Origin of the sequence: Rhodococcus sp. NPDC060084, assembly GCF_042730335.1 — a bacterium.
GTDB lineage: Bacteria > Actinomycetota > Actinomycetes > Mycobacteriales > Mycobacteriaceae > Rhodococcus.
Genome location: NZ_JBHWWX010000054.1, coordinates 1 through 21308 on the forward strand (window position 1 = coordinate 1; position 21308 = coordinate 21308).

21 protein-coding genes are annotated in these 21308 nt (G+C 66.0%); 6 read left to right on the plus strand and 15 right to left on the minus strand.

The genetic code is table 11. The annotated features are described in order from the left end of the window. From ACFWBU_RS19700 to ramB, 6 genes are all read right to left on the minus strand, one after another. A partial coding sequence (locus ACFWBU_RS19700) for an ATP-binding cassette domain-containing protein (protein WP_378529035.1) occupies nt 1-497 on the minus strand: 497 nt, incomplete at its 3' end. Beyond that, nucleotides 497-1303 carry an urea ABC transporter ATP-binding protein UrtD gene (gene urtD / locus ACFWBU_RS19705; protein WP_169619302.1) on the minus strand — a complete coding sequence of 269 codons (807 nt, stop codon included), beginning with the start codon at nt 1301-1303 and terminating at the stop codon, nt 497-499. The genes ACFWBU_RS19700 and urtD, both read right to left, overlap by 1 nt. Continuing rightward, complete coding sequence (gene urtC / locus ACFWBU_RS19710; RefSeq protein ID WP_169619304.1) at nt 1300-2427, minus strand: urea ABC transporter permease subunit UrtC; 1128 nt, start codon at nt 2425-2427, stop codon at nt 1300-1302. The genes urtD and urtC overlap by 4 nt, the downstream gene beginning before the upstream one ends. After that, nucleotides 2427-3311, minus strand: a complete 885-nt coding sequence (gene urtB / locus ACFWBU_RS19715; protein WP_169651299.1) for an urea ABC transporter permease subunit UrtB — start codon at nt 3309-3311, stop codon at nt 2427-2429. The genes urtC and urtB overlap by 1 nt, the downstream gene beginning before the upstream one ends. Nucleotides 3312-3345: 34 nt before the next feature. Continuing rightward, nucleotides 3346-4626 carry an urea ABC transporter substrate-binding protein gene (gene urtA / locus ACFWBU_RS19720; RefSeq protein WP_169619308.1) on the minus strand — a complete coding sequence of 427 codons (1281 nt, stop codon included), beginning with the start codon at nt 4624-4626 and terminating at the stop codon, nt 3346-3348. A 195-nt stretch (nt 4627-4821) separates the two neighbouring features. Continuing rightward, on the minus strand, nt 4822-6234 hold the full coding sequence (gene ramB, locus ACFWBU_RS19725; RefSeq protein WP_169619310.1) for an acetate metabolism transcriptional regulator RamB: 1413 nt from the start codon (nt 6232-6234) through the stop codon (nt 4822-4824). Nucleotides 6235-6694: 460 nt separating this feature from the next. Here ramB and aceA point away from each other — a divergent pair, with 460 nt between their 5' ends. The 3 genes from aceA (at nt 6695) to metE (ending at nt 11400) form a co-directional block, all read left to right on the plus strand. Continuing rightward, nucleotides 6695-7984: an isocitrate lyase gene (gene aceA, locus ACFWBU_RS19730; RefSeq protein ID WP_169619312.1), complete on the plus strand. Its 1290-nt coding sequence runs from the start codon at nt 6695-6697 to the stop codon at nt 7982-7984. Between the two features lie 120 nt (nt 7985-8104). After that, the gene (locus ACFWBU_RS19735; protein ID WP_169619314.1) at nt 8105-9001 is read left to right on the plus strand and encodes a 3-hydroxybutyryl-CoA dehydrogenase; all 897 of its coding nucleotides are present in this window, start codon (nt 8105-8107) and stop codon (nt 8999-9001) included. 107 nt (nt 9002-9108) lie between these two features. Continuing rightward, nucleotides 9109-11400 carry a 5-methyltetrahydropteroyltriglutamate--homocysteine S-methyltransferase gene (gene metE / locus ACFWBU_RS19740; RefSeq protein ID WP_378529036.1) on the plus strand — a complete coding sequence of 764 codons (2292 nt, stop codon included), beginning with the start codon at nt 9109-9111 and terminating at the stop codon, nt 11398-11400. A gap of 79 nt (nt 11401-11479) precedes the next feature. Here metE and ACFWBU_RS19745 read toward each other — a convergent pair whose 3' ends face one another. The 3 genes from ACFWBU_RS19745 to ACFWBU_RS19755 form a co-directional block, all read right to left on the minus strand. Next, a complete protein-coding gene (locus tag ACFWBU_RS19745) occupies nt 11480-12262 on the minus strand; it encodes a SigB/SigF/SigG family RNA polymerase sigma factor (protein WP_169619316.1) in 783 nt (260 codons plus the stop codon). Further along, nucleotides 12259-12690, minus strand: a complete 432-nt coding sequence (locus tag ACFWBU_RS19750; protein ID WP_378529037.1) for an ATP-binding protein — start codon at nt 12688-12690, stop codon at nt 12259-12261. The genes ACFWBU_RS19745 and ACFWBU_RS19750 overlap by 4 nt, the downstream gene beginning before the upstream one ends. A gap of 151 nt (nt 12691-12841) precedes the next feature. After that, entirely contained in the window at nt 12842-13387 is a 546-nt protein-coding gene (locus ACFWBU_RS19755) for a GNAT family N-acetyltransferase (RefSeq protein ID WP_169619318.1), read from the minus strand. 475 nt (nt 13388-13862) lie between these two features. Between ACFWBU_RS19755 and ACFWBU_RS19760 the strand changes: the two genes are divergently transcribed. Further along, nucleotides 13863-14228 carry an anti-sigma factor antagonist gene (locus tag ACFWBU_RS19760; protein ID WP_378529038.1) on the plus strand — a complete coding sequence of 122 codons (366 nt, stop codon included), beginning with the start codon at nt 13863-13865 and terminating at the stop codon, nt 14226-14228. A gap of 32 nt (nt 14229-14260) precedes the next feature. Here the strand turns inward: ACFWBU_RS19760 and ACFWBU_RS19765 are convergent, their stop codons facing one another. Further along, nucleotides 14261-14620 (minus strand): hypothetical protein, encoded by a 360-nt coding sequence (locus tag ACFWBU_RS19765; RefSeq protein ID WP_169619320.1) that lies wholly within the window; start codon nt 14618-14620, stop codon nt 14261-14263. Nucleotides 14621-14903: 283 nt separating this feature from the next. Here ACFWBU_RS19765 and ACFWBU_RS19770 point away from each other — a divergent pair, with 283 nt between their 5' ends. Further along, entirely contained in the window at nt 14904-15149 is a 246-nt protein-coding gene (locus ACFWBU_RS19770) for a DUF6480 family protein (RefSeq protein WP_169619321.1), read from the plus strand. An 84-nt stretch (nt 15150-15233) separates the two neighbouring features. Here ACFWBU_RS19770 and ACFWBU_RS19775 read toward each other — a convergent pair whose 3' ends face one another. From ACFWBU_RS19775 to ACFWBU_RS19795, 5 genes are all read right to left on the minus strand, one after another. Next, nucleotides 15234-15908: a PAS and ANTAR domain-containing protein gene (locus ACFWBU_RS19775; RefSeq protein ID WP_378529039.1), complete on the minus strand. Its 675-nt coding sequence runs from the start codon at nt 15906-15908 to the stop codon at nt 15234-15236. 134 nt (nt 15909-16042) lie between these two features. Then, nucleotides 16043-17461 carry a trehalose-6-phosphate synthase gene (locus ACFWBU_RS19780; protein WP_378529040.1) on the minus strand — a complete coding sequence of 473 codons (1419 nt, stop codon included), beginning with the start codon at nt 17459-17461 and terminating at the stop codon, nt 16043-16045. A gap of 55 nt (nt 17462-17516) precedes the next feature. Further along, the gene (locus tag ACFWBU_RS19785; RefSeq protein WP_169619324.1) at nt 17517-17669 is read right to left on the minus strand and encodes a hypothetical protein; all 153 of its coding nucleotides are present in this window, start codon (nt 17667-17669) and stop codon (nt 17517-17519) included. Between the two features lie 88 nt (nt 17670-17757). Next, on the minus strand, nt 17758-18330 hold the full coding sequence (locus ACFWBU_RS19790) for a type 1 glutamine amidotransferase domain-containing protein (protein WP_169619325.1): 573 nt from the start codon (nt 18328-18330) through the stop codon (nt 17758-17760). 64 nt (nt 18331-18394) lie between these two features. After that, a complete protein-coding gene (locus ACFWBU_RS19795) occupies nt 18395-19936 on the minus strand; it encodes an FAD-dependent oxidoreductase (RefSeq protein ID WP_169651295.1) in 1542 nt (513 codons plus the stop codon). A 149-nt stretch (nt 19937-20085) separates the two neighbouring features. On the opposite strand from ACFWBU_RS19795, the gene ACFWBU_RS19800 reads away from it, so the two are divergent. Further along, on the plus strand, nt 20086-21267 hold the full coding sequence (locus tag ACFWBU_RS19800) for a zinc-dependent alcohol dehydrogenase (protein WP_378529041.1): 1182 nt from the start codon (nt 20086-20088) through the stop codon (nt 21265-21267). The last annotated feature ends 41 nt before the right edge of the window (nt 21268-21308 follow it).

The window sequence follows — 21308 nt, forward strand, 5'->3', positions numbered from 1 at the left end:
ACCGAGGGCTGGATGCCTTCGGTCGGTTCGTCGAGGATGAGCATGCGCGGCTCGGTGATCAGAGCGCGCGCGATCGCGAGTTGCTGACGCTGGCCGCCGGAGAGCAGCCCCGCGCGACGGTCGAGCAGTGGGACGAGCGCGGGGAACAGGTCGAGCATATCGGCGACGAGCTTCTTGCCGTTCTTGCGGCCGTCCGCGACGACCTGCAGGTTTTCGCTACAGGTGAGCTGCCCGAACGACTGCTGGCCCTGCGGCACGTAGGCGAGTCCCCGGGCCACGCGTGCTGCCGGCCGGAGCCCGCTGATGTCGTGCCCGTCGAACAGGATCTTGCCCGAGGAGATCGGAAGCAGACCGACGGCGGCGCGCAGCAGCGTGGTCTTGCCGGCGCCGTTGTGGCCCATCACGGCGGCGACTCCGTCGGAGGGAACGGTGACCGAGACACCGTGGATGACTTCGGTGCGGCCGTAACCGGCTCGCACGTCGACGAGTTCGAGCATCATGCCTCCTGGAACGTGTCGGTGCCGTCGGAACCGACCGCAGCTGCGGTGCCGAGGTAGACCTCTTGGACCTGCGGATCGTTCTGCACCTCTTCGACGGTGCCGTCCGCGATGACCTTGCCGCGGGCCAGCACGGTCACGGAGGTCGCGAACGCACGCATGAAGTCCATGTCGTGTTCGACCACCACGACGGTGCGCTGCGCGCCGATACGGCGCAGCAGCCGGCCGGTTTCCTCGCGTTCGTCGCCGCTCATGCCCGCGACCGGCTCGTCGAGCAGCAACACGTCGGCGTTCTGGACGAGGAGCATTCCGATCTCGAGCCACTGCTTCTGGCCGTGCGCGAGGATGCCTGCCGGCGTGTCGCGGTGGGCGGACAAGCCGATCGTCTCGAGGGCTTCCTCGATTTCGGGCAGCACATCTTTACGGCGGCGCAGTAGTTGCCACGGGGAGCGCCCGGCACCTGCGGCGATATCGAGATTCTGGAGCACCGACAGTTCCTCGAACACCGACGCGGTCTGGAACGTCCGGCCGACGCCGAGGCGGGCGATCTTGTGCGTCTTCTTGCCGACGAGTTCGATTCCGGACTTGGTGATGGAACCGGTTGCGGGGACCAGGCCCGTGACCGCGTCGACGAGGGTGGTCTTGCCCGCGCCGTTGGGTCCGATCAGGAAGCGCAGGTCTCCCTGCAGGAGTGTGAGGTTCACTCCGTCGACGGCGTGGAAGCCGTCGAAGGTGACTCGCAGATCGCGGATTTCGAGGTAGTCGCTGGCCATGCCGGCGTTGCCGCCGTAGACGGGTGCGTTCATCGTGCCGGCTCCAATTCGGTCGTCGCTGCGGGTACGTCGTCGGCGGGTGGTGCGGGCCGGGACCGGCGGCGCCGGCGCCATACGGTGGCGAGTCCGGCCAGGCCGGCGGGGAAGAAGCCGACCACCACGATGAACAGCAGTCCCTGAGCGTAGGTCCAGGCCGAGGGGAAGTTCTCCGACAGCGCGGTCTGGGCCCACGCGACTCCGATCGCGCCGAGGACCGGCCCGAGCAGGGTGCTGCGGCCTCCGATGGCGACGCCGATGAGGAAAGCGATGGACGGAACGATGCCGATGTCGGCGGGGGAGATGATGCCGACGATGGGAACGAACATCGCTCCGGCGATGCCGGCGAAGAACGCGGCGACGGTGTAGGCCACCACCTTGATGTTGGCGGGGTCGTAGCCGAGGAACCGGACGCGTTCCTCCTGGTCGCGCACCGCGACGAGCAGTTCACCGTAGCGGGACTGCATCAACTGCCGGGTTGCGGCGACGACGAGCAGCAGGATGGCCGCCACGATGAAGAACAGCATCCGCTTGTTGACGGGATCGGAGAGTTCGAAGCCGAAGAAGGTGCGGAACCGGTTGAGGCCGTTGGAACCGCCGGTGGACTGCTGACCGACGAGCAGGATGGCGAAGGCGGCGGCGAGGGCCTGGGACAGGATCGCGAAGTAGGCGCCTTTCACACGTCGCTTGAACACACCGAGCCCGAGCAGTGCCGCGACGAGCGCCGGGACGATGAGGATCGCCAGGATCGCGACGAACGGTGAGGTGAACGGCACCCAATATGCCGGTAGCTCACGGATTCCCGCGATCTGCATGAAGTCGGGGACGGAGTCCTCACGCAACTGTGCGTCGGCAATTTTGAGATGCATTGCCATGATGTATGCGCCGAGCCCGAAGAACACGCCCTGCCCGAGGGTCAGCATGCCGCCGCGCCCCCATGCGAGCCCGATTCCGACGGCGACGATCGCGAAGCACAGGAACTTGCCGAGCAGGCCCAGCCGGAAGTCGGACAGGAACGCCGGCGCGATGCCGAACAACACGAGCGCGGCGAGCGCGAATCCTGCTGCGGTGCGGACGGGTCCGGGTTGTGTCAGGGACCGGGGGGAGAACGTCACAGACATCAGACCAGGCTCCTCGTCTTGACGGCGAACAGGCCTTGGGGACGGACCTGCAGGAAGATCACGATGATCACGAAGACGATCACCTTCGCGATCGAAGCGGTGGTGGAGTATTCGATGAACGAATTGAGCAGACCCAGGGCGACGGCGGCGAGCACGGCGCCTTCGATCCTGCCGAGGCCGCCGATGACGACGACGAGGAACGCGTCGATCAGGTACGCCTGCCCGATGGTCGGGCTGGTCGAGCCGATCAGCGTCAGCGCCACGCCGGCAAGGCCCGCGAGGCCCGAACCGAGGAAGAACGTGGTGATATCGGTGCGGCGCGAGGAGATCCCGACGGTTTCCGCGAGGTCGCGGTTCTGCACGACCGCGCGGATCCGGCGGCCCATCGGGGTGTACTTCATCGAGGCGATGAGTGCGATCACGCAGATCACCGACAGCGCCAAGATGAACAGGCGGGTTTTCGGTACCACCGCGCCCAGGATCTCGACACCGCCCGACAGCCAGGCCGGGGCCACGACGTTGACGGCGGGTGCGCCGAAGATGTCGCGGGCGGCCTGCTGGAGCAGCAGGCCCACACCGAACGTGACGAGCAGGGTGTCGAGGGGCCGGTGGTACATGCGGCGGATGAGGGTGACCTCGAGCAGGACACCCATCGCCCCACCGACCAGGAAGCCGACGAGCAGCGAGACGAACAGGGACACACCCGCGGACGAGATCACCTGCTGGACCACGAAGGCGGTGTAGCTGCCGGCCATGATGAATTCGCCGTGGGCCATGTTGATCACGCCCATCTGCCCGAAGGTCAGCGACAGGCCCAGTGCCGCCAGCAGCAGGATCGAACCGATACTCAATCCTGTGAACAACTGTCCTACAAGGACATCCATGGTGCCTCCCTGGTCGGCTTCCCGGTCGTGAGCGTCAGTTTCCGGAGAGTCCGGCAGCCCAGTCGTAGGACTCGAGGTACGGATCGGGATCGACGGCGCCGTCCGACTCCCACACGGTGTAGATCAGGCCGTCGCCGCGGATTTCACCGATACGGGCGGTCTTGGTGATGTGGTGGTTGTCGCCGTCGATCGTCACGGTGCCTTCAGGAGCGTCGAAAGAGACTCCGTCGGAAGCTTTCACGACGTCCTCGACCGCAAACGACTCGGCCTTCTCGACGCTGTTCTTCCACAGGTAGACCGAGGTGTAAGCAGCTTCCATCGGGTCGGACGTCGGCTTGTTCGCGCCGTACTTCGCCTTGTACGCCTCGACGAACGACGCGTTCTCGGGGGACTCGACGGTCTGGTAGTAGTTCCACGCGGTGAGCTGGCCTTCGATGTTCTGCGCGCCGATACCCACGACCTCTTCCTCGGCGATGGACACCGAGACGACCGGCATGTCCTTCGCGTCGAGACCCGCGTTGGTGTACTCACGGAAGAACGCGACGTTGGAATCGCCGTTCAGCGTGTTGAATACGGCGTCCGCGTCGGCGGTGCGGACCTTGTTGACGATGGTGGAGAAGTCGGTCGACCCGAGCGGGGTGTAGTCCTCGCCCTTGATCTCGATGCCGTTCGCCTCGGCGTAGGCCTTGATGATCCGGTTCGCGGTCTGCGGGAACACGTAGTCGCTGCCCACCAGGTACAAGGACTTCACGCCCTGTTCCTTGAGGTAGTCCAGCGCCGGCACGATCTGCTGGTTGGTGGTCGCACCGGTGTAGAAGATGTTCGACGACGACTCGAGGCCCTCGTACTGGACCGGGTAGTACAGCAATGCGTTGCGATCCTCGAACACCGGGAGCATCGCCTTGCGGCTGGACGATGTCCATCCTCCGAATACCGCTGCGACACAATCGGAGCTGATGAGCTTCTCGGCCTTCTCGGCGAAGACCGTCGGCTCCGAGGCACCGTCTTCCGCGACGACCTGGATCTGCTTTCCGAGGACGCCGCCGTCCGCGTTGATCTCTTCCACGGCGAGGGCGATCGAGTCACGCACGGTGACCTCGGAGATCGCCATCGTGCCCGAGAGCGAGTTCAGCGAACCGACCTTGATGGTGTCGCCCGAGGTGTCGACACAGGACGTGCCACCGGAGGCGCCAGCCGACGAGTCGGGCGTGTCTCCCGCGCGGCTTCCACAGGCGGTCAGGACGAGACCGACGGCGACCAGCGCTGCAGGCGCCGCGATGGCGCGAGTGGCGAACTTGGACCTGGCAACTGACATGAAGGTGCCCTTCCTTCGAAGGTGGGACCGGAGAGGACCGGTGTATCCGGCGGCGTATACAACTCTGTATCCGCGAGGCCAAACACTAGAAGGGCGTTGTTGCGCCAGAATATCTCCCGGTCACAGTTGTGTGACGCGGGTGACGAGTGTGTTACATCGTCCTTACAGCGCTGTGTGCGAGTCGGTGACGCGTCGTCAGCGGACGAGATACGGAGACACCGAACTGCGGTGCTCGTTGATGTCGATCTCCTTGCCGAGGGGCGGGAACGCCCGCTGCGGGCAGTTCACGCGCTCGCACACGCGGCAGCCCGACCCGATCGGGGTGCCGGGATTGCTTTCGTCGAGGTCGAGACCGTCGGCGTAGACGAGACGGTGGGCGTGGCGCAGTTCGCATCCCAGCCCGATCGCGAAGGTCTTGGACGGCTGCCCGTAGCGAGCCGCGCGGCGCTCGACCGTGCGGGCAACCCAGAGGTAGCGCCGGCCGTCGGGCATCTGCGCGATCTGCGTCATGATCTTGCCGGGGTAAGCGAACGTCTCGTACACGTTCCAGAGCGGACAGGTGCCACCGCTCGTCGAGAAGTGGAATCCGGTCGCCGACTGTCGTTTCGACATGTTGCCGGCGCGGTCGACCCGGACGAAGGAGAACGGGACGCCACGCAGCTTGGGCCGCTGCAGTGTGGAGAGGCGGTGCGTGATCGTCTCGTAGCTCACGCCGTAGAAGGCGGAGAGCCGCTCGATGTCGTACCGGAAGTTCTCGGAGATCTCGTGGAACTGCGTGTACGGCAGGAGCAGTGCGGCCGCCCAGTAGTTGGCCAGGCCCAAGCGGGCGAGAGTGCGCGACGCGTCGCTCGTGAACGCACCTTCGTCGACGAGGCGGTCGATGAGGTCTCCGCATTCGAGGTACGCCAGCTCGATGGCGAGTTTGAACACCTGCTGGCCACCCGACAACTGGGGCGCTACCTCGAGGATCCGGGTCTCCGGGTCGTAGCGGTGGAGGATGTTCTCGCCGAGGTCGATGCGCTTGACGATCTGGACGTCGTGCGCAGTCTGCATGCGCTTGGCGATCTCCCCGCCCACGTCGCCACGGTGGAATCGGATCCGGTTGGCGAGTTCCTCCGCTGCCGTGTCGAGATCGTGCAGGTAGTTGTGGCGCTGATAGAAGTAGTCGCGCACTTCTTCGTGCGGCATGGTGATGGCGCCGCTGCCGCTGCCGTCGCTGTAGCGGTCTTCGGTCGCCGCGGCGAGTTGCGCGGTGGTGTTCCGGAACCGGCGGTGCATGTTGACCATGGCGCGCGCCAGGTTGGGATGCGCCGCGACCATCTCCGCGATCTCCTGGGCATCGGTGTCGATGCCCATCTCCTGGTCGAGCGCGACCTCACGCATCTCTGCGATGAGCCGGGTGTCGTCCTGGGAGGAGAAGAACGTCGTGTCGACCCCGAACACTTCGCTGATGCGCAGGAGTACCGGCACGGTGAGAGGCCGGACGTCGTGTTCGATCTGGTTCAGGTAGCTGGCGGAGATCTCGAGCGTCTTGGCAAGCGCGGCCTGGCTCAGTCCCCGCTCGGTGCGTAGCTGGCGCAAGCGGGCGCCGACGAAGGTCTTGGCCATTCGCCCAGGGTAAAGCCCGGTCGGGGTGCTTCGCAATGTGTTGTTCGCAGGTTGTTAAGAGAAGGCGTCCGTTGAGCGCCGGGGAGCCGGATCCGGCCGGTGCCGGTCCTGTGAGTGCGCTCACAGAGGCGCGGGTTCGGTGGTGAGTGCCGGGCTCGGTGGCGCGTCCTCCGGCTCCGGTCGTCGCCACATTACTTTTCCGGCATAAGCCGAGGTAGGAACCTACCGGCGGGTAACCAAAGGGTAAAAAACCCGGTCGTTGGCGGGGCCACTTATTAGCAACCTTTGCAAGGGCCCGTTCGAACCTAGCCAAGATTGGCATTAGCAACAGGTAGACGGGGTTTTTCGGCTGTGTCATTGTCATGGAGTACATCCGAAAGGAACGCAAAGGATGTGAAGCCGTACGTATGTACTGCTGAGCGTTCATAGCGGATTCAGATCGAGAGAGTGGAGCTTTTTGATGTCGACTACCGGCACCCCGAGGACCGCTGAGGAAATTCAGAAGGACTGGGACACCAACCCCCGCTGGAACGGGGTTACCCGTAACTACACGGCCGAGCAGGTCGCGAAGCTGCAGGGCACCGTCGTCGAAGAGGCCACCCTCGCGCGTCGCGGCTCCGAGATCCTCTGGGATCTCGTCAACAACGAGGACTACATCAACTCCCTGGGCGCCCTCACCGGCAACCAGGCTGTGCAGCAGGTCCGCGCCGGCCTCAAGGCCATCTACCTGTCCGGTTGGCAGGTTGCCGGCGACGCGAACCTGTCGGGTCACACCTACCCGGACCAGTCGCTGTACCCGGCGAACTCGGTCCCGCAGGTCGTGCGCCGTATCAACAACGCACTGCTGCGCGCCGACGAGATCGCCAAGGTCGAGGGTGACACCTCGGTCGAGAACTGGCTGGCACCGATCGTCGCCGACGGCGAAGCCGGCTTCGGTGGCGCGCTCAACGTCTACGAGCTGCAGAAGGCCATGATCGCGGCCGGCGTTGCCGGTTCCCACTGGGAGGACCAGCTCGCTTCCGAGAAGAAGTGCGGCCACCTCGGTGGCAAGGTGCTCATCCCCACCCAGCAGCACATCCGCACCCTGACCTCGGCTCGCCTCGCAGCCGACGTCGCCGACGTCCCGACGGTCGTCATCGCCCGTACCGACGCGGAGGCAGCCACGCTGATCACCTCCGATGTGGACGAGCGCGACCGCGAGTTCCTCGACGGCACCCGTACCGCCGAAGGCTTCTACGGCATCAAGAACGGCATCGAGCCCTGCATCGCTCGCGCCAAGGCCTACGCCCCGTACTCCGACCTCATCTGGATGGAGACCGGCGTGCCGGACCTCGAGGTTGCGAAGAAGTTCGCCGAGGCCGTCCGCAGCGAGTTCCCGGACCAGCTGCTCGCCTACAACTGCTCCCCGTCCTTCAACTGGAAGGCACACCTGGACGACGCGACCATCGCGAAGTTCCAGAAGGAGCTCGGCGCGATGGGCTTCAAGTTCCAGTTCATCACGCTGGCGGGCTTCCACTCGCTCAACTACGGCATGTTCGACCTGGCGCACGGCTACGCCCGCGAGGGCATGACCGCCTTCGTCGACCTGCAGGAGCGCGAGTTCAAGGCTGCTGCGGAGCGTGGCTTCACCGCCATCAAGCACCAGCGTGAGGTCGGCGCCGGCTACTTCGATTCGATCGCCACCACCGTCGATCCCAACACCTCCACGGCTGCCCTGAAGGGCTCCACCGAGGAAGGCCAGTTCCACTAGGAACAGCGCCACCCAGGTCCACCCCGCGGCGGGATCCCTCAGGTCCCCGATATCCCGCCGCGGGGTGCGCGCGCATCCAGCGACGACCTCTCACGACCCCACAAACGAGAAGGAGCTGACGTGACCAGCGAAAAGATTCAGCGCGTCGGCGTGATCGGCGCCGGCATCATGGGCGCAGGTATCGCCGAGGTGTGCGCACGCGCTCATGTCGACGTACTCGTGTTCGAGCAGACCCGCGAACTCGCGGCAGCCGGACGCGCCCGCATCCTCCGGTCGCTCGACCGTGGGGTGAGCACCGGCAAGATCACCGAGCGCGAGCGGGAGCAGGCTGCATGGCGGTTGCGCTTCACCTCCGACCTCGGTGACTTCGCCGACCGTCAGCTCGTCGTGGAGGCCGTCGTCGAGGACGAGAAGGTGAAGAGTGAAATCTTCGCCGAACTCGACAAGATCGTCACCGATCCCCACGCGGTGCTGGCATCCAACACGTCGTCGATCCCGATCATGAAGCTCGGCATCGCGACCGCGGCTCCCGAGCGAGTCATCGGGATGCACTTCTTCAACCCGGTGCCCGTGCTCCCGCTCGTCGAGCTGGTCACCACGCTGAAGACCGGTTCCACCGTCGCTCGGCGCGCGGAGGCGTTCGCTGCGGATGTACTCGGCAAGCAGGTCGTCCGTTCGTCGGATCGTGCCGGCTTCATCGCGAACGCGCTGCTCGTGCCGTACCTGCTGTCGGCGATCCGGATGGTCGAATCCGGATTCGCAACCAAGGACGATATCGACAAGACGATGGTGCTGGGCTGTGCTCACCCGATGGGCCCCCTCGCACTGACCGACCTTGTCGGACTCGACACGGTGAAGGCGATTGCCGACTCGATGTACGAGGAGTTCAAGGAGCCCCTGTACTCCGCACCGCCGCTGCTGCAGCGGATGGTCGAGGCAGGGCTCGTCGGAAAGAAGTCGGGCGCCGGCTTCTACGAATACGCCGACAAGGGCCGCGCGATCAAGAAGGCCAGCTAGCCAGTCAGCACCACCGTACTTCGGCGCCCGTGCTCCGACAGCAGTGCTTCACGCACCGGCTGCCGGTGCACGGGCGCGAAGTGCATGAGGGAAAGGTCGACTCCGACATGGCAACTCCTGCCGACGGATACGGGTCAAGCATCCTCGGGTATCCGCGTATCGGGCCCCGCCGTGAACTCAAGCGTGCTCTCGAGTCCTACTGGCACGGCACGAGCACGCGCGACGAACTCGTCGCCGTCGCTCGCGACATCCAGGAAGACACCTGGCGCGAGCTCGCGGCGACCGGCCTGACCCAGGTCCCCGGAAACACGTTCTCCTACTACGACCATGTGCTCGACAACGCCCTGTTGTTCGGCGCGGTCCCCGAGCGGTTCCGCCCACTGCTGGGTGAACTCGACCCGCTCGATTTCTACTTCACGATGTGCCGCGGGCGTGAGGATTTCCCGCCCCTCGAGCTCGTGCGCTGGTTCGGCAGCAACTATCACTACCGCCAGCCGGAACTCGACGAGAACACGGTCTTCGAGCTGAATTCGGCAGCGGTTCTCGACGAGTTCGAACGGGCGAAGGCCGACGGCATCGAACTCCGGCCCGTCGTGCTCGGCCCGGTGTCGCTGTTGCTGCTGTCCAAGGTCGCGCCCACCTCCGCTCGAGAAGGTTTCCGGACCCTCGACCTTCTCGATTCGCTGCTCCCGCAGTACGAGAAGCTGTTCGAGCAGCTCGCGCGCGCCGGCGCCACGTGCGTCCAGCTCGACGAGCCGTCGTTCACCGAGGATCGCAGCGACGACGAACTGGCCGCGCTGCGCCGCGCATACGACGTGCTGGCGCATGCCCCACTGCGTCCGCGCATCCTGGTCACAGGACCGTACGGCTCGTTCGGTGAAGCGCTCCCCATCCTGGCGTCGTCGAAGGTCGAGGCGATCGGTCTCGATCTCGTCAACGGCAGGATGAGCGCCGAGGAGTTCGCGGCTGTGCCCGGTCTCAAGCGGAAGCGGATCTACGCGGGTGTCGTCGACGGACGCAACGTCTGGAAGACGGATCGGCGTCGCACTCTCGAATACATCCAGTCGATCGCGGCGGTTGCACCGGACCTCGTCGTCTCGACATCGTGCTCGTTGCTGCACGTTCCGTACGACCTGCTCGTCGAGTACGACATCCCCGGCGATGTCGCCGACCGCCTCGCATTCGCGAAGCAGAAGGTCGGTGAGGTGGTCTCGCTCGCGAAGGCGCTGACCACCGGCGCCGAGGAACGGTGGCGGAGGCCGCCGGTGTCGGTGCACTTCAAGCAGAAGCACACCGTCCGAGCCCGGATGAACGCGCTCACGCCCGAGCATCGCCATCGCGCACCGTACGAGGAGCGACGGACTGCGCAACAGGCACGGCTGAATCTTCCGCCCGTGCCGACCACGACGCTGGGGTCGTTCCCGCAGACGGACGAGACCCGCAAGGCTCGGTACGAGCTGGGGCAGGGACGGCTGTCGTGGGAGGAGTACGTCAAGCGCATCCAGGAGACGATCGAATCCACCATCCGTCTCCAGGAGGACATCGGACTCGATGTGCTCGTGCACGGTGAGCACGAACGCAACGACATGGTGCAGTACTTCGCCGAACTGCTGGAGGGCTTCGCAACCACCCACTACGGGTGGGTGCAGGCCTACGGTTCGCGCTGTACTCGTCCGCCGGTTCTGTACGGCGACATCGTGCGGCCGAAGCCGATGACGGTGGAGTGGATTTCGTTCGCTCAGTCGTTGACGGACAAGCCGGTCAAGGGAATGCTCACCGGCCCGGTCACCATGCTGGCTCGTTCGTACGTGCGGCAGGACCAGCCTCTGCACGAAACGGCCGATCAGCTCGCTCTCGCGATCCGCGACGAGATCGCAGATCTCGAGCGAGCGGGCATCGCGATCATCCAGGTCGACGAACCCGCTATCCGCGAGCTGCTTCCGCTGCGGCAGGACGGCCGGGCCGAGTACCTGGACTGGGCGGTCGACGCGTTCCGTCTCGCGACCGGTGGCGCCAAGCCAGAGACGCAGATCCATACGCACCTGACCTACTCTGGTCAGGAGTCGGTGGTCGACGCGATCGAACGGCTGGACGCGGACGTCACCGCCATCGTGGCAACGCGGTCCATCGGCTGGGTGCTCGAAGCGATCAAGGACAGGGCACTGTCCCACGGTGTCGGACCGGGTGTGTACGAATCCCGGTCCGCCCGGATCCCCGACATCGACGAGCTCGACCAACTGCTCTCGGAGGCAGCGGAATCCGTGGAGCTCGACCGATTGTGGGCAAACCCGGACGGTGGGCTCAAGACGCGTCACTACTGGCAGCTCGAGCCGTCGCTGCGGAACCTCGTGGCCGCGGCACGCAGGCTCCGGCGCCGGGCGTCCTCGAACGCCGGGTAGTCGCCAACTCGCCCGACACCGCACCGCCCCCGACCGGAATTCCGGTCGGGGGCGGTGTGGTGTCGAGGGTTATCTGTGATCAGAAGTTGTCGCCGAGTTGCTCGCGCAGTTGCGCGAGCGTCTTGGTGAGCAGGCGAGACACGTGCATCTGCGACACCCCGACACGCTCGGCGATCTGCGTCTGGGTCATGTTGCCGAAGAACCGGAGCAGAACCACCGTGCGTTCGCGGGCGGGAAGCGCCTCGAGCAGTGGACGCAGTGCCTCGTGGTTCTCCACCTCGTCGAGCGCTGCGTCGTAGTCGCCGAGTGTGTCGGCCAGGGTCAGGCCGTCGTCACCCGACGGGGACGAACGATCCACGGACACGGTCTGGTACGCGTTGCCGGCGACCAGGCCCTGCATGACCTCTTCTTGGTCGATCCCCAGTTCCGCCGCGAGTTCCGCTGCTGTTGGGGCCCTGCCCAGGTGCTGCGAGAGTTCGGAGGTCGCCTTGCTCAAGGAGAGGTGGAGTTCCTTCATGCGGCGCGGAACGCGCACGGCCCATCCGGTGTCGCGGAAATGACGCCGGACCTCACCCATGATGGTCGGCACTGCGAACGACACGAAGTCGGACCCGCGTTCGGTGTCGAAGCGGTCGACGGCATTGACGAGGCCGAGGCGCGCGACCTGAAGCAGGTCCTCGAACGCTTCGCCTCGCCCGTCGAATCGGCGCGCGATGTGCTCGGCGAGGGGCAGGCAGCGCTCGACGACCGCATCACGGATCGCCGACCGTTCCGGGTCGTCCTGACTCAGCGTCAGGAGCTTGCTCAAGGTTTCGGTTACGTCGGCGTACTCGTCGCTCGATCGTGCTGGATTTCGGCTCACCGAGCGGCACTACCATCTGCGATGGACATGTCGATGGTGGAGAGGGTGCCGTCCCCGTGATCCTCCGACGACACCGAGATGGAGTCGGTCAGCGAGTTGAGCACGTGCCACCCGAACGAACGGGGTTGCCCGACCGCGTTGGCGTTCGCGGTGGGGGCGGTCAAGGCGATACGGAGCCGGCCGGGCACCAGTTGAAAGCTGCACGACAGGGTCGCGCCATCCGGCGCGCCCATGATGAGACGGGTCGCGGCCTCGTCCACGGCGAGTTTCACGTCGGCCACCGTATCGAGATCGAAGTCGTGTTGCAGCGCGATTGCGGCAGCGACCGCGCGAAGTACGGACAGCTGGGCGGGGTCGGCCTGAACTCGCAGTTCGACTACCGGGGTGGTGTGGTCTCGTGCCGATTCGATCGACGCGGAATTGGCCATGAGGTTTTGATCTCCATGAGGGGGTCGAAGCAGGTCAGGGGGTCGTTTCCTTGAGGTGTCCCGGCAAGGCTACCCACACCGCCCCGTGTTCAACCTCCCGCCTACCTCATGAGCAGCGAAAGTCACTTACACGGCGGGTTCCCCCGCCGAGTCACGGCCTGGGGTCCGACGCCAGTACGGCGTACACGAAGCTGTCCGTCCACTCGCCCTTGCTCCAGAAGTCCTGCCGGAAATGAGCCTCCCGTCGCATCCCGACGGCAGCTGCCAGTCGAGCCGAAGGCGTATTGCGAGCGTCCATCTGAGCGGCGACGCGGTGCAGCCGGCCATGGTCGAACCCGGTTGTGAGGACGGTCCGGACCGCCTCGCGAGCGAATCCGCGACCGGTGTGGGCCGGATCGAGTACCCAGCCGATCTCGGCCGACCGGTGCTCGCGATCGGTGAGCCAGAGCGAGATATCGCCGACCGGCGCGCCGTCGTGCTCCAGGATCAGCGCTACGGCCCCCTCCTCGCCGTCGAGGTCGGTGCGCGCCAGACGCTTGTCCAGAACCTCTGCCCCGCGAGCCTCGGTCCACGGATCGTCCAGCAGAAAGCGTGCGACGTCCGGCCGGGAGTGGACCGCTACCATCCAATCGAGATCATCGGGGCGATGAAGTCGCAGGCGCAACCGGTCGGTCCTCAACGGCAATCGGAAGGGCACGCCGCGACCCTAACAACGTGACGAGCACGCGGTCCACACCACGAAGCCGGTCGTCAGGATCACACCAAGAGGCTTCCGGCGCTGCACATCTCGACAGCGGCTCCGGCGCGCCCCGGGTCGACACCCGCGCGCAGATTCTCGCCGCGCGCGAAGGCCACGCCGTCGGCCGGTCGTGGATCGAGGGGCGAGACCGCCGATCTATGTGAGGTCAGGGCCACTCGGGACAGCGGACGGCGGTTGAGAGCTGGCGCCGGTTGCACTAGTGTTTGGGAAGGTTGAGCACACAGCCGGGAACTCGGAAGCGCCACGCGGCCGCGAGGTTTTTCGGTAGGTAGCCGGAGTGCCACCGCTGTCGTCGCGCTTAACAACATCGTCTGTGTTGGGAAGTGTCATGACAGTTTCTCAGCGAATCGCATCGCCTCATCGATGGTCGACCGCGGCTACGTGGTCGGTATGCCCTGCACCCTCCGACGTCGTGGTCGAGCAGTGGTTCGGAGCAGAATTCAGTGCCCTCCCGATCGGCTCCGACGTCATCCAGATCAGGGTGCGTGGAGAGATCGACATCCGTAATGCGCACGCGTTGCGTGATTTCGCCGCCCGACACCTGGAAACGTCCCGCATCATCCTCGACCTCTCCGACGTCGACTTCTTCGGTGCTGCCGGCCTCAGGGTCTTCGAACACCTGGAGACACGCTGCGAGCAGGGCGGGTATCACTGGGCACTGGTAGGGAGCAGGCCCGTGCACCGCTTGTTCCGCGTGCTCGGGGCCACCATCCCCGTCGTCGCGCACCCGTCGCTCGACAATGCTCTCGCGACGCTCGGGCTCGACCGGGCGTCCTGAGCCCGGCGAATCCGGGGGGAGGTCGAGCGGGATCACACTGCTATACCTGCGGCAAAGCCCGCGTAGAGCACCATCAGTACAAACAGCGCCCATCCGGTGCCATGCCAAATCTGCCACCGGCCGGCCGCCTGCCAGACCCGGAAGGTCTGCACGAAAGCGCCCAGCCCACCGAGGAGCAAGATCAGAACCGGGCCGAATGCGAGGATCGCGCGCGCGGGGTCGGTACAGACCGCGAAGTCCGCGTCGGCGCAGGTATCGCCTGTATTCAGGCTTGCCCACACGATCACACCGGCCGCGACGACGGCGGCAAGCGCAATCACGCCTGCGGCGTACCACATCGCTGTCCGTGCGAGCCGTGAGTCGTTCCGGGGGTTCTTGACCTCAGGTGTCATGGAATATCCTGTGTTGTAGGTAGTTTCGATCGCGTTCCAGTGCGCCACACCGCCGTGACGCGGCCTCCCCGAGCCGGTTCGTCCGTGGGTTGGGCACTGCACAACGACTACCCCACACGCGGGTAAGTAATCCCCGGTGCCGGCTACTCGTATCGAGCCGGATGCCGTCGGTGCGGTTCGAACAGCGGGTCCCGGGTACTCCCGGGAGAACGGCCGGGCAGGGCCGTCGATCCTGTCCTTCACGATCCGCCGTTCAACCTATGCCACGACCCGAGGAGGATGTGTGACTGTCTCCGATCCCGAACCGCACCGCAATACCGATCCCGATCCGGCGTCGACACCCGATCTCGAGCAGGGCGGCGGGGTCAGCCCCGGTTCCACCCCTCCCGAATCCGGTCAGACCTCTGGGTTGTCCGCACCGGAACCGGAAACGAGAAACCACTTCCCCGTCAGTGGGTGGGTCGCACTCGTTTCCATCGCTGTGATCGTGGCGATCTTCGTGGCGGTCATCGTCGCGGTGCTGCTCTGAGCGCCGTCCGGCGCTGAAGTCCGGCCGCTCTGCGCTGTCTGCCGGCGGTCGGGGACGAAGGAGCCGTACGGAGGGCGGCTCCCGCTATTCGTTCCCGACGCGCTCGTGCAGCGTCATGAGCAGGTGGTCGAACTCCGTCCGGCTCATCGCTTCGGTCCCGGGGCCCGCAGTGATGTCGGCGACGAGTTGCTCGGCGAGTACCCGGAGTTTGACGTTCGTTTCCTGCGACCGCCAGGCCAGCACCTCGAAAGCGTGCTGGGGCGAAATGCAGTACACGAGCATGAGGACGCCTTTGGCCTGTTCGATCACGGCGCGGGATTCGGCGAGTGCGTTCACCGCCAGGTCGACACCCTCGCGGACCTCTTCCTCGAATGCATCGGACAAGTCCAGATAGAAGCCCGAGGTGCCGAGCAGGGTGCCGTCCTCGTCGACGAGCCGGTCCCCGATCACGGCGACACGCTTCACGTTCCCAGCGGTGTCGATGATCCGGTGCCGGCTACTGAACGGTTCACCCGCCGAACGCACCGCGTCGAGAAGCATCGCGATGTGCTCTTTGTCGTCCGGGTGTTTGTGTTGAAGAAGGAGGTCGGTGGTCGGCGTGACGGTTCCGGGCTCGTAGCCGTGCATCCTCGCGACGGCATCGGACCATTCCCATGCGTCGTCTGCGAGCAAGTACCTGAAGCTACCCACATGCTGGGTGGCACCGTCTCCGGCGTGCCCGGCCAGTGCGGGCTCCTCCGGGATGCTGCGGTCCGTCATATGTCCGATTATGCGGCACACACCGAGCGTCGTCGCCACCGCCTCGAGTGAGGCGGTGGCGAACCATACGTCATCTATGGGGCACGTCGGTCACAGCTGATAATGCGACCCGCGTCACAAATTGTCCGGACCGGTCAGTGATCCTCGGTGAGATGGGACAGGAACGAATTCGCCCAGCGGTCGACGTCGTGTGCCATCACGTGTTTGTGCATGGAGCGCATTCGCCGGGCGGAGCTCGCCCGGTCTTCTCCCACGGCGTTCACCACGGCACGTTTGACGTCCTCGAGATCGTGCGGGTTCACCACGTGCGCACGCCTCAACTCTGCGGCGGCCCCCGCGAACTCGCTGAGCACGAGCGCTCCGCTCCCGTCGCCGTGACACGCCACGTACTCCTTGGCGACGAGATTCATACCGTCGCGGAACGGGGTGACAACCATGACGTCGGCCCCGGCGTACATCGCGACGAGTTCGTCGCGATCGACGGGCCGGTGCAGGTAATGCACCACGGGCCGTCCGAGCTGCCCGAACTCGCCGTTGATGTTTCCGACCTGCCGTTCGATGTCGTCACGCAAGGACGCGTACGCGGAGAGCCGTTCGCGGCTGGGGGTGGCGAGCTGGACCATGACGACCTTTTCGGGGTCGAGCGTGCCCTCGACGAGCAACTCGCGCAATGCCTCGAGCCGAACGCTGATCCCCTTGGTGTAGTCGAGCCGATCGACACCCAGGAGAATCGTCTCCGGGTCGCCCAGCTCCGCACGTATCTCCTTGGCGCGCAGTTTCGTTGCGGCCGTGACCGACTGGTCGCGCAGCTGTGCGGAATCGATCGAGATCGGATACGCGCCGACCCGCACGCGTCGATCCCCGAGATCGATGGTGCCGCCCCCGGTGGTGCCCCGAGGAGAGCTCGGGAGGTCGAGCAGCCGCCGGGCGAGGTACAGGAAGTTCTCGGCGCCGCCGGGCAGGTGGAAACCGACAAGGTCGGCACCCATGAGTCCCTCGAGGATCTCCTTCCGCCACGGCAGCTGGAGGAACAATTCGGTGGGAGGGAACGGGATATGCAGGAAGAACCCGATCCTCAGATCGGGGCGCAGATCGCGAAGCATCCGCGGGACCAGCTGAAGCTGGTAGTCGTGAACCCACACGGTGGCGCCGGGCGCTGCCGCCCGAGCGGCCTCCTCGGCGAACCGGCGGTTGACCTTCTCGTAGGTGCGCCACCAGGCGCGGTCGAACGTCGGCGCGATCACCGCATCGTGGTAGAGCGGCCAGAGCGTCTCGTTGGAGAAGCCCTCGTAGTACTCCGTGACTTCCGCTTCGCTCAGTCGCACCGGATGAAGGGTCAAGCCCTCCTCGACGAACGGGTCGAGGTCGACGTCGGGGGTGCCGGGCCAGCCGACCCACGCGCCGTCGGCGGAACGGAGGACCGGCTCGAGCGCCGTCACGAGCCCGCCGGGGCTCCGACGCCACACCCCTGGTCCACCGTCCGGCGGGGTCTCCAGGTCCACCGGCAGCCGGTTGGCCACGACCACGAATCGGTTGGAGGACGTCTCACTCATCGTTGTTCAACTTTCGCATCGGTATGCGGGCGGGCAGGCTGCGTGAGCTGGGAAGTCACGCCTCCAGCCGCTCCACTTCGACGGCCTGCACTTCGTCGAACATCGCGTCGATGCGGCGCTTGATTTCGGCGGTGCTGAAACGTGCCCCGACCGCGGCGGGCGAGGGCGTCGCCGCAGCGGGGTCGGGCAGTGCGTGGACCTCAACCATCGTCGAGGGGTCCTTTCTTCTCACAACAAGTACTTCTCACAACTGGGCACGTGCGCTGTCGGACGGGTTTCTCCGTCATCCGTCTCGGTCAGGAGCTACCCGAACCCGCCTCGGCGACCACGTCGATGACGGCTGCGCAGAATGCGGGGAGGTCGTCCGGGTTCCGGCTGGACACCAGGTTCCGGTCGATGACCACCTCTTTGTCGACGACGGTTCCACCGGCATTCCGGATGTCGGTGCGCACGCTCGGATACGAGGTCAACGTGCGGCCGTCCACGACTCCGGCTTCCACCAACGTCCACGGGCCGTGGCAGATCACGCCGACGGGCTTGTCCGATTGCACGAAGTCCCGCACGAAGGCGACAGCGTCGGGATCCTGGCGCAGATGATCCGGGTTGGTGGTGCCGCCCGGAAGCAGCAGTGCGTCGAAATCGGAGACGTTCGCGTCGGCTACCGCCCGGTCCACGGGGTACTTGCCGGCTTCGTTCACATCCTGCTGCATCGCCTGGATCTCGCCGGTCCGGAGCGACAACAGTTCGAGTGTCGCGCCTTCTTTTTCGACGGCCTTCCATGGCTCGACGAGCTCTACCTCTTCGACACCGTCGGTGGCGAGGACCGCAATCCTGCGTCCCGCGAGACGGCCTTGTTCCGCTGTAGTCATATCTATCGTGCCTTTCTCGATCCGGACCCGGATACCCCGGGCCGTGTGTCAGGAAACGTCGCGGTCAGCGGCGATTCAGGTCACTCGTCGCCGGTCCTTCGAGCCGGGTGCCGTCGGCGGCGAAGCGAGATCCGTGCAGGGGACAGTCCCAGGAGGCCTCTTCGTCGTTCCATCGCAGTACCCCTCCGAGATGCGGGCACACCGCCGACACCCGCTGGGTCCGGCCGTCGATCGTGGATATGCCGACGGGAAGGCCGCAGTCGCGCGCGACGCGTCCTTCGCCCTCGCCGGGTGCGGTCGAGGAGTCCGAGCTGGTCTCCGCGTTCCACCATCCGCGGGCGAGGTTGATGCCCACGCCCGCGTTGAGCTTCACCGCGCTCGGGACGTCGAACAGCTGGGACGGGCTCCACGCCGAATACCCGGGAGCCCACGCCTCGATCTCGGGATCGCGTTCACCGGTGATCCGGGTGCTCAACAGGTGCGCGGCGGTGACCGCGTTGGTCATACCCCACTTGCCGTAGCCGGTCGCGACCCAGAGGCGGTCCGTTGTCGGGAGCAGTGGACCGACGTACGGCAGCGAATCGAGCGTGCTGTAGTCCTGCGCGGACCATCGCGCGACGGGCTTCGCTCCCGGGAAATGCCGCTGCGTCCACGCGATGAGGTCCGCGACAGCGGCACGGGTGGATCCCTTGTGCCGGCCCACCACGTGGCCGTTGCCGCCGACGAGCAGCAGAGGGTGGTCGTTGCCGGACGAGGAGGCGCTCCGAGGATTCGCCGCGGGGGCGGTCCGGATCGAGCGGGTGGGCGAGTCCACCGACAGGTACATGCCGCTGGGCGGTGTCTCTGCCACCTCGAACGCGCAGGCGTACGAGCGTTCCGGTTCGAGTCGCGCGAAGAACCCGCCTCGATCCAGGATCGGCATGCCTGTGGCCAGTACGACGTGCGCGCCGCGCACGCTTCCGGACTCGGTCTCGACCGTGCAGCCGCCGCTGTCCGCCGAGGCCGACACGGCGCGGATCCCGGTGAAGACCTCGCCGTCGTTCGCCCGGAGTTCGCGCACAGCAGCGCGCAGCATCGGCATGGGGTCGAACTGGATCTGATTCGGCAGCACGACCGCCGAGGCGACGGGATAGGGCAACTCGGTGTCGGTCACGGTTCGCGTCGGCAGGCCCGCCGCGCGGCAACTGCGGTGTTCTGCCTCGACCGAGCCCACGCTCTCGCCGCTCACGGCGTACGTGTACGCGTCGGCGGTCTCCGTTGCCACGTCGTTGTGCTTGCAGAACTCGGCGATCCACCGCTGGGCGCCGAGATTGCCGTCCACGTACGCCTGCACGACCGGGCGGGAATGCCGGCGCGAGATCTGTGACAGGGCGGTCCCCTGGAGGAGGCTCACCTTGGCGGTGGTGTTGCCGGTGGTCACCGCCCCGATATCACGTGCTTCGAGGATGGCGACGCGCTGCCCGGACCGGGCGAGCAGCAAGGCGGTGACGACGCCTGTCAGCCCTGCGCCGACGACGACGGTGTCGTACACCTCGCGTCGCTGCGTCCACTCGTCGCTGGTGTGGGTGCCGGCCTCGGCGTCTCGTGCGAGCCACAATGACGTCACGTGCGATCTCCTTCGTGGTGGGGTAGGGCGGGTGCGCGCCGGTCGATCCGGGATCTCGTGCCCGGCGGATACCCCGATCGGCGCGGTTAACCCCGGCGGGGGCCGGGTAGCCCGGAAAACACGTGCAATCCACAGCGGAGGAGTTCCCGATGAAGGCAGTGACATGGCAAGGCCGTCGAAAGGTCAGCGTCGACAATGTCCCCGACGCGAAGATCGAGAAGCCGACCGACGCCGTCATTCGAGTCACGACCACCAACATCTGCGGGTCGGATCTGCACCTGTACGAGGTGCTCGGCGCCTTCATGACGCCCGGCGATATTCTCGGGCACGAACCGATGGGGATCGTGGAAGAAGTCGGCGCCGGTGTCACCAGCCTGACTCCGGGAGACCGAGTGGTCATCCCGTTCCAGATATCGTGCGGCAGCTGCTTCATGTGCGACCACGGGCTCCAGTCGCAGTGTGAAACCACTCAGGTTCGCGAAGAGGGGAGTGGCGCAGCACTTTTCGGATACTCGAAGCTGTACGGCAGCGTGCCGGGTGCACAGGCGGAGTATCTCCGTGTTCCCCTGGCCGACTCGACTCACATCAAGGTTCCCGACGGGCCGGCGGACGACCGCTTCTCCTACCTCTCGGACGTGTTGCCCACCGCCTGGCAGGCGGTGGAATACGCGAACATTCCGGACGGCGGCACGGTGGCGGTGCTGGGGCTGGGGCCGATCGGCGAGATGGCAGGACGTATCGCCACGCACCGGGGTGCGCGCGTGATCGCGGTCGATCTGGTGCCGGAACGGCTCGCTCGTGCCGCTTCCCGCGGTATGGAGACGATCGACCTCCGTGAGGCGGGCAGCGATCTCGGCGACATCATCCGCGACCGCACCGACGGTCGCGGCACCGACTCGGTGATCGACGCGGTGGGGATGGAAGCGCACGGGTCGCCGGTGGCCAAGCTTGCCCAGACGGCGACAGGATTCCTGCCCTCGGCGATCGCGGAACCGCTGATGGAGAAAGCAGGAGTGGACAGGCTTCACGCGCTGTACACGGCCATCGATATCGTGCGACGCGGCGGCACCATCTCGCTCAGCGGCGTGTACGGCGGGATGACCGATCCCATGCCCATGATGACGATGTTCGACAAGCAGATCCGGCTGCGCATGGGTCAGGCCAACGTCCTCCACTGGGTGCCGGAGATTCTTCCGCTGCTGACGGACGACGATCCGCTCGGAGTGGACACCTTCGCGACGCACAGGCTGTCCCTGGCGGAGGCACCGCACGCGTACGAGATCTTCCAGCGCAAGGAAGACGGCGCGATCAAGATCGCCCTGCATCCGTAATCGATCGTCCGCACTCGGCACCGCGCCCCACGTGGATATCC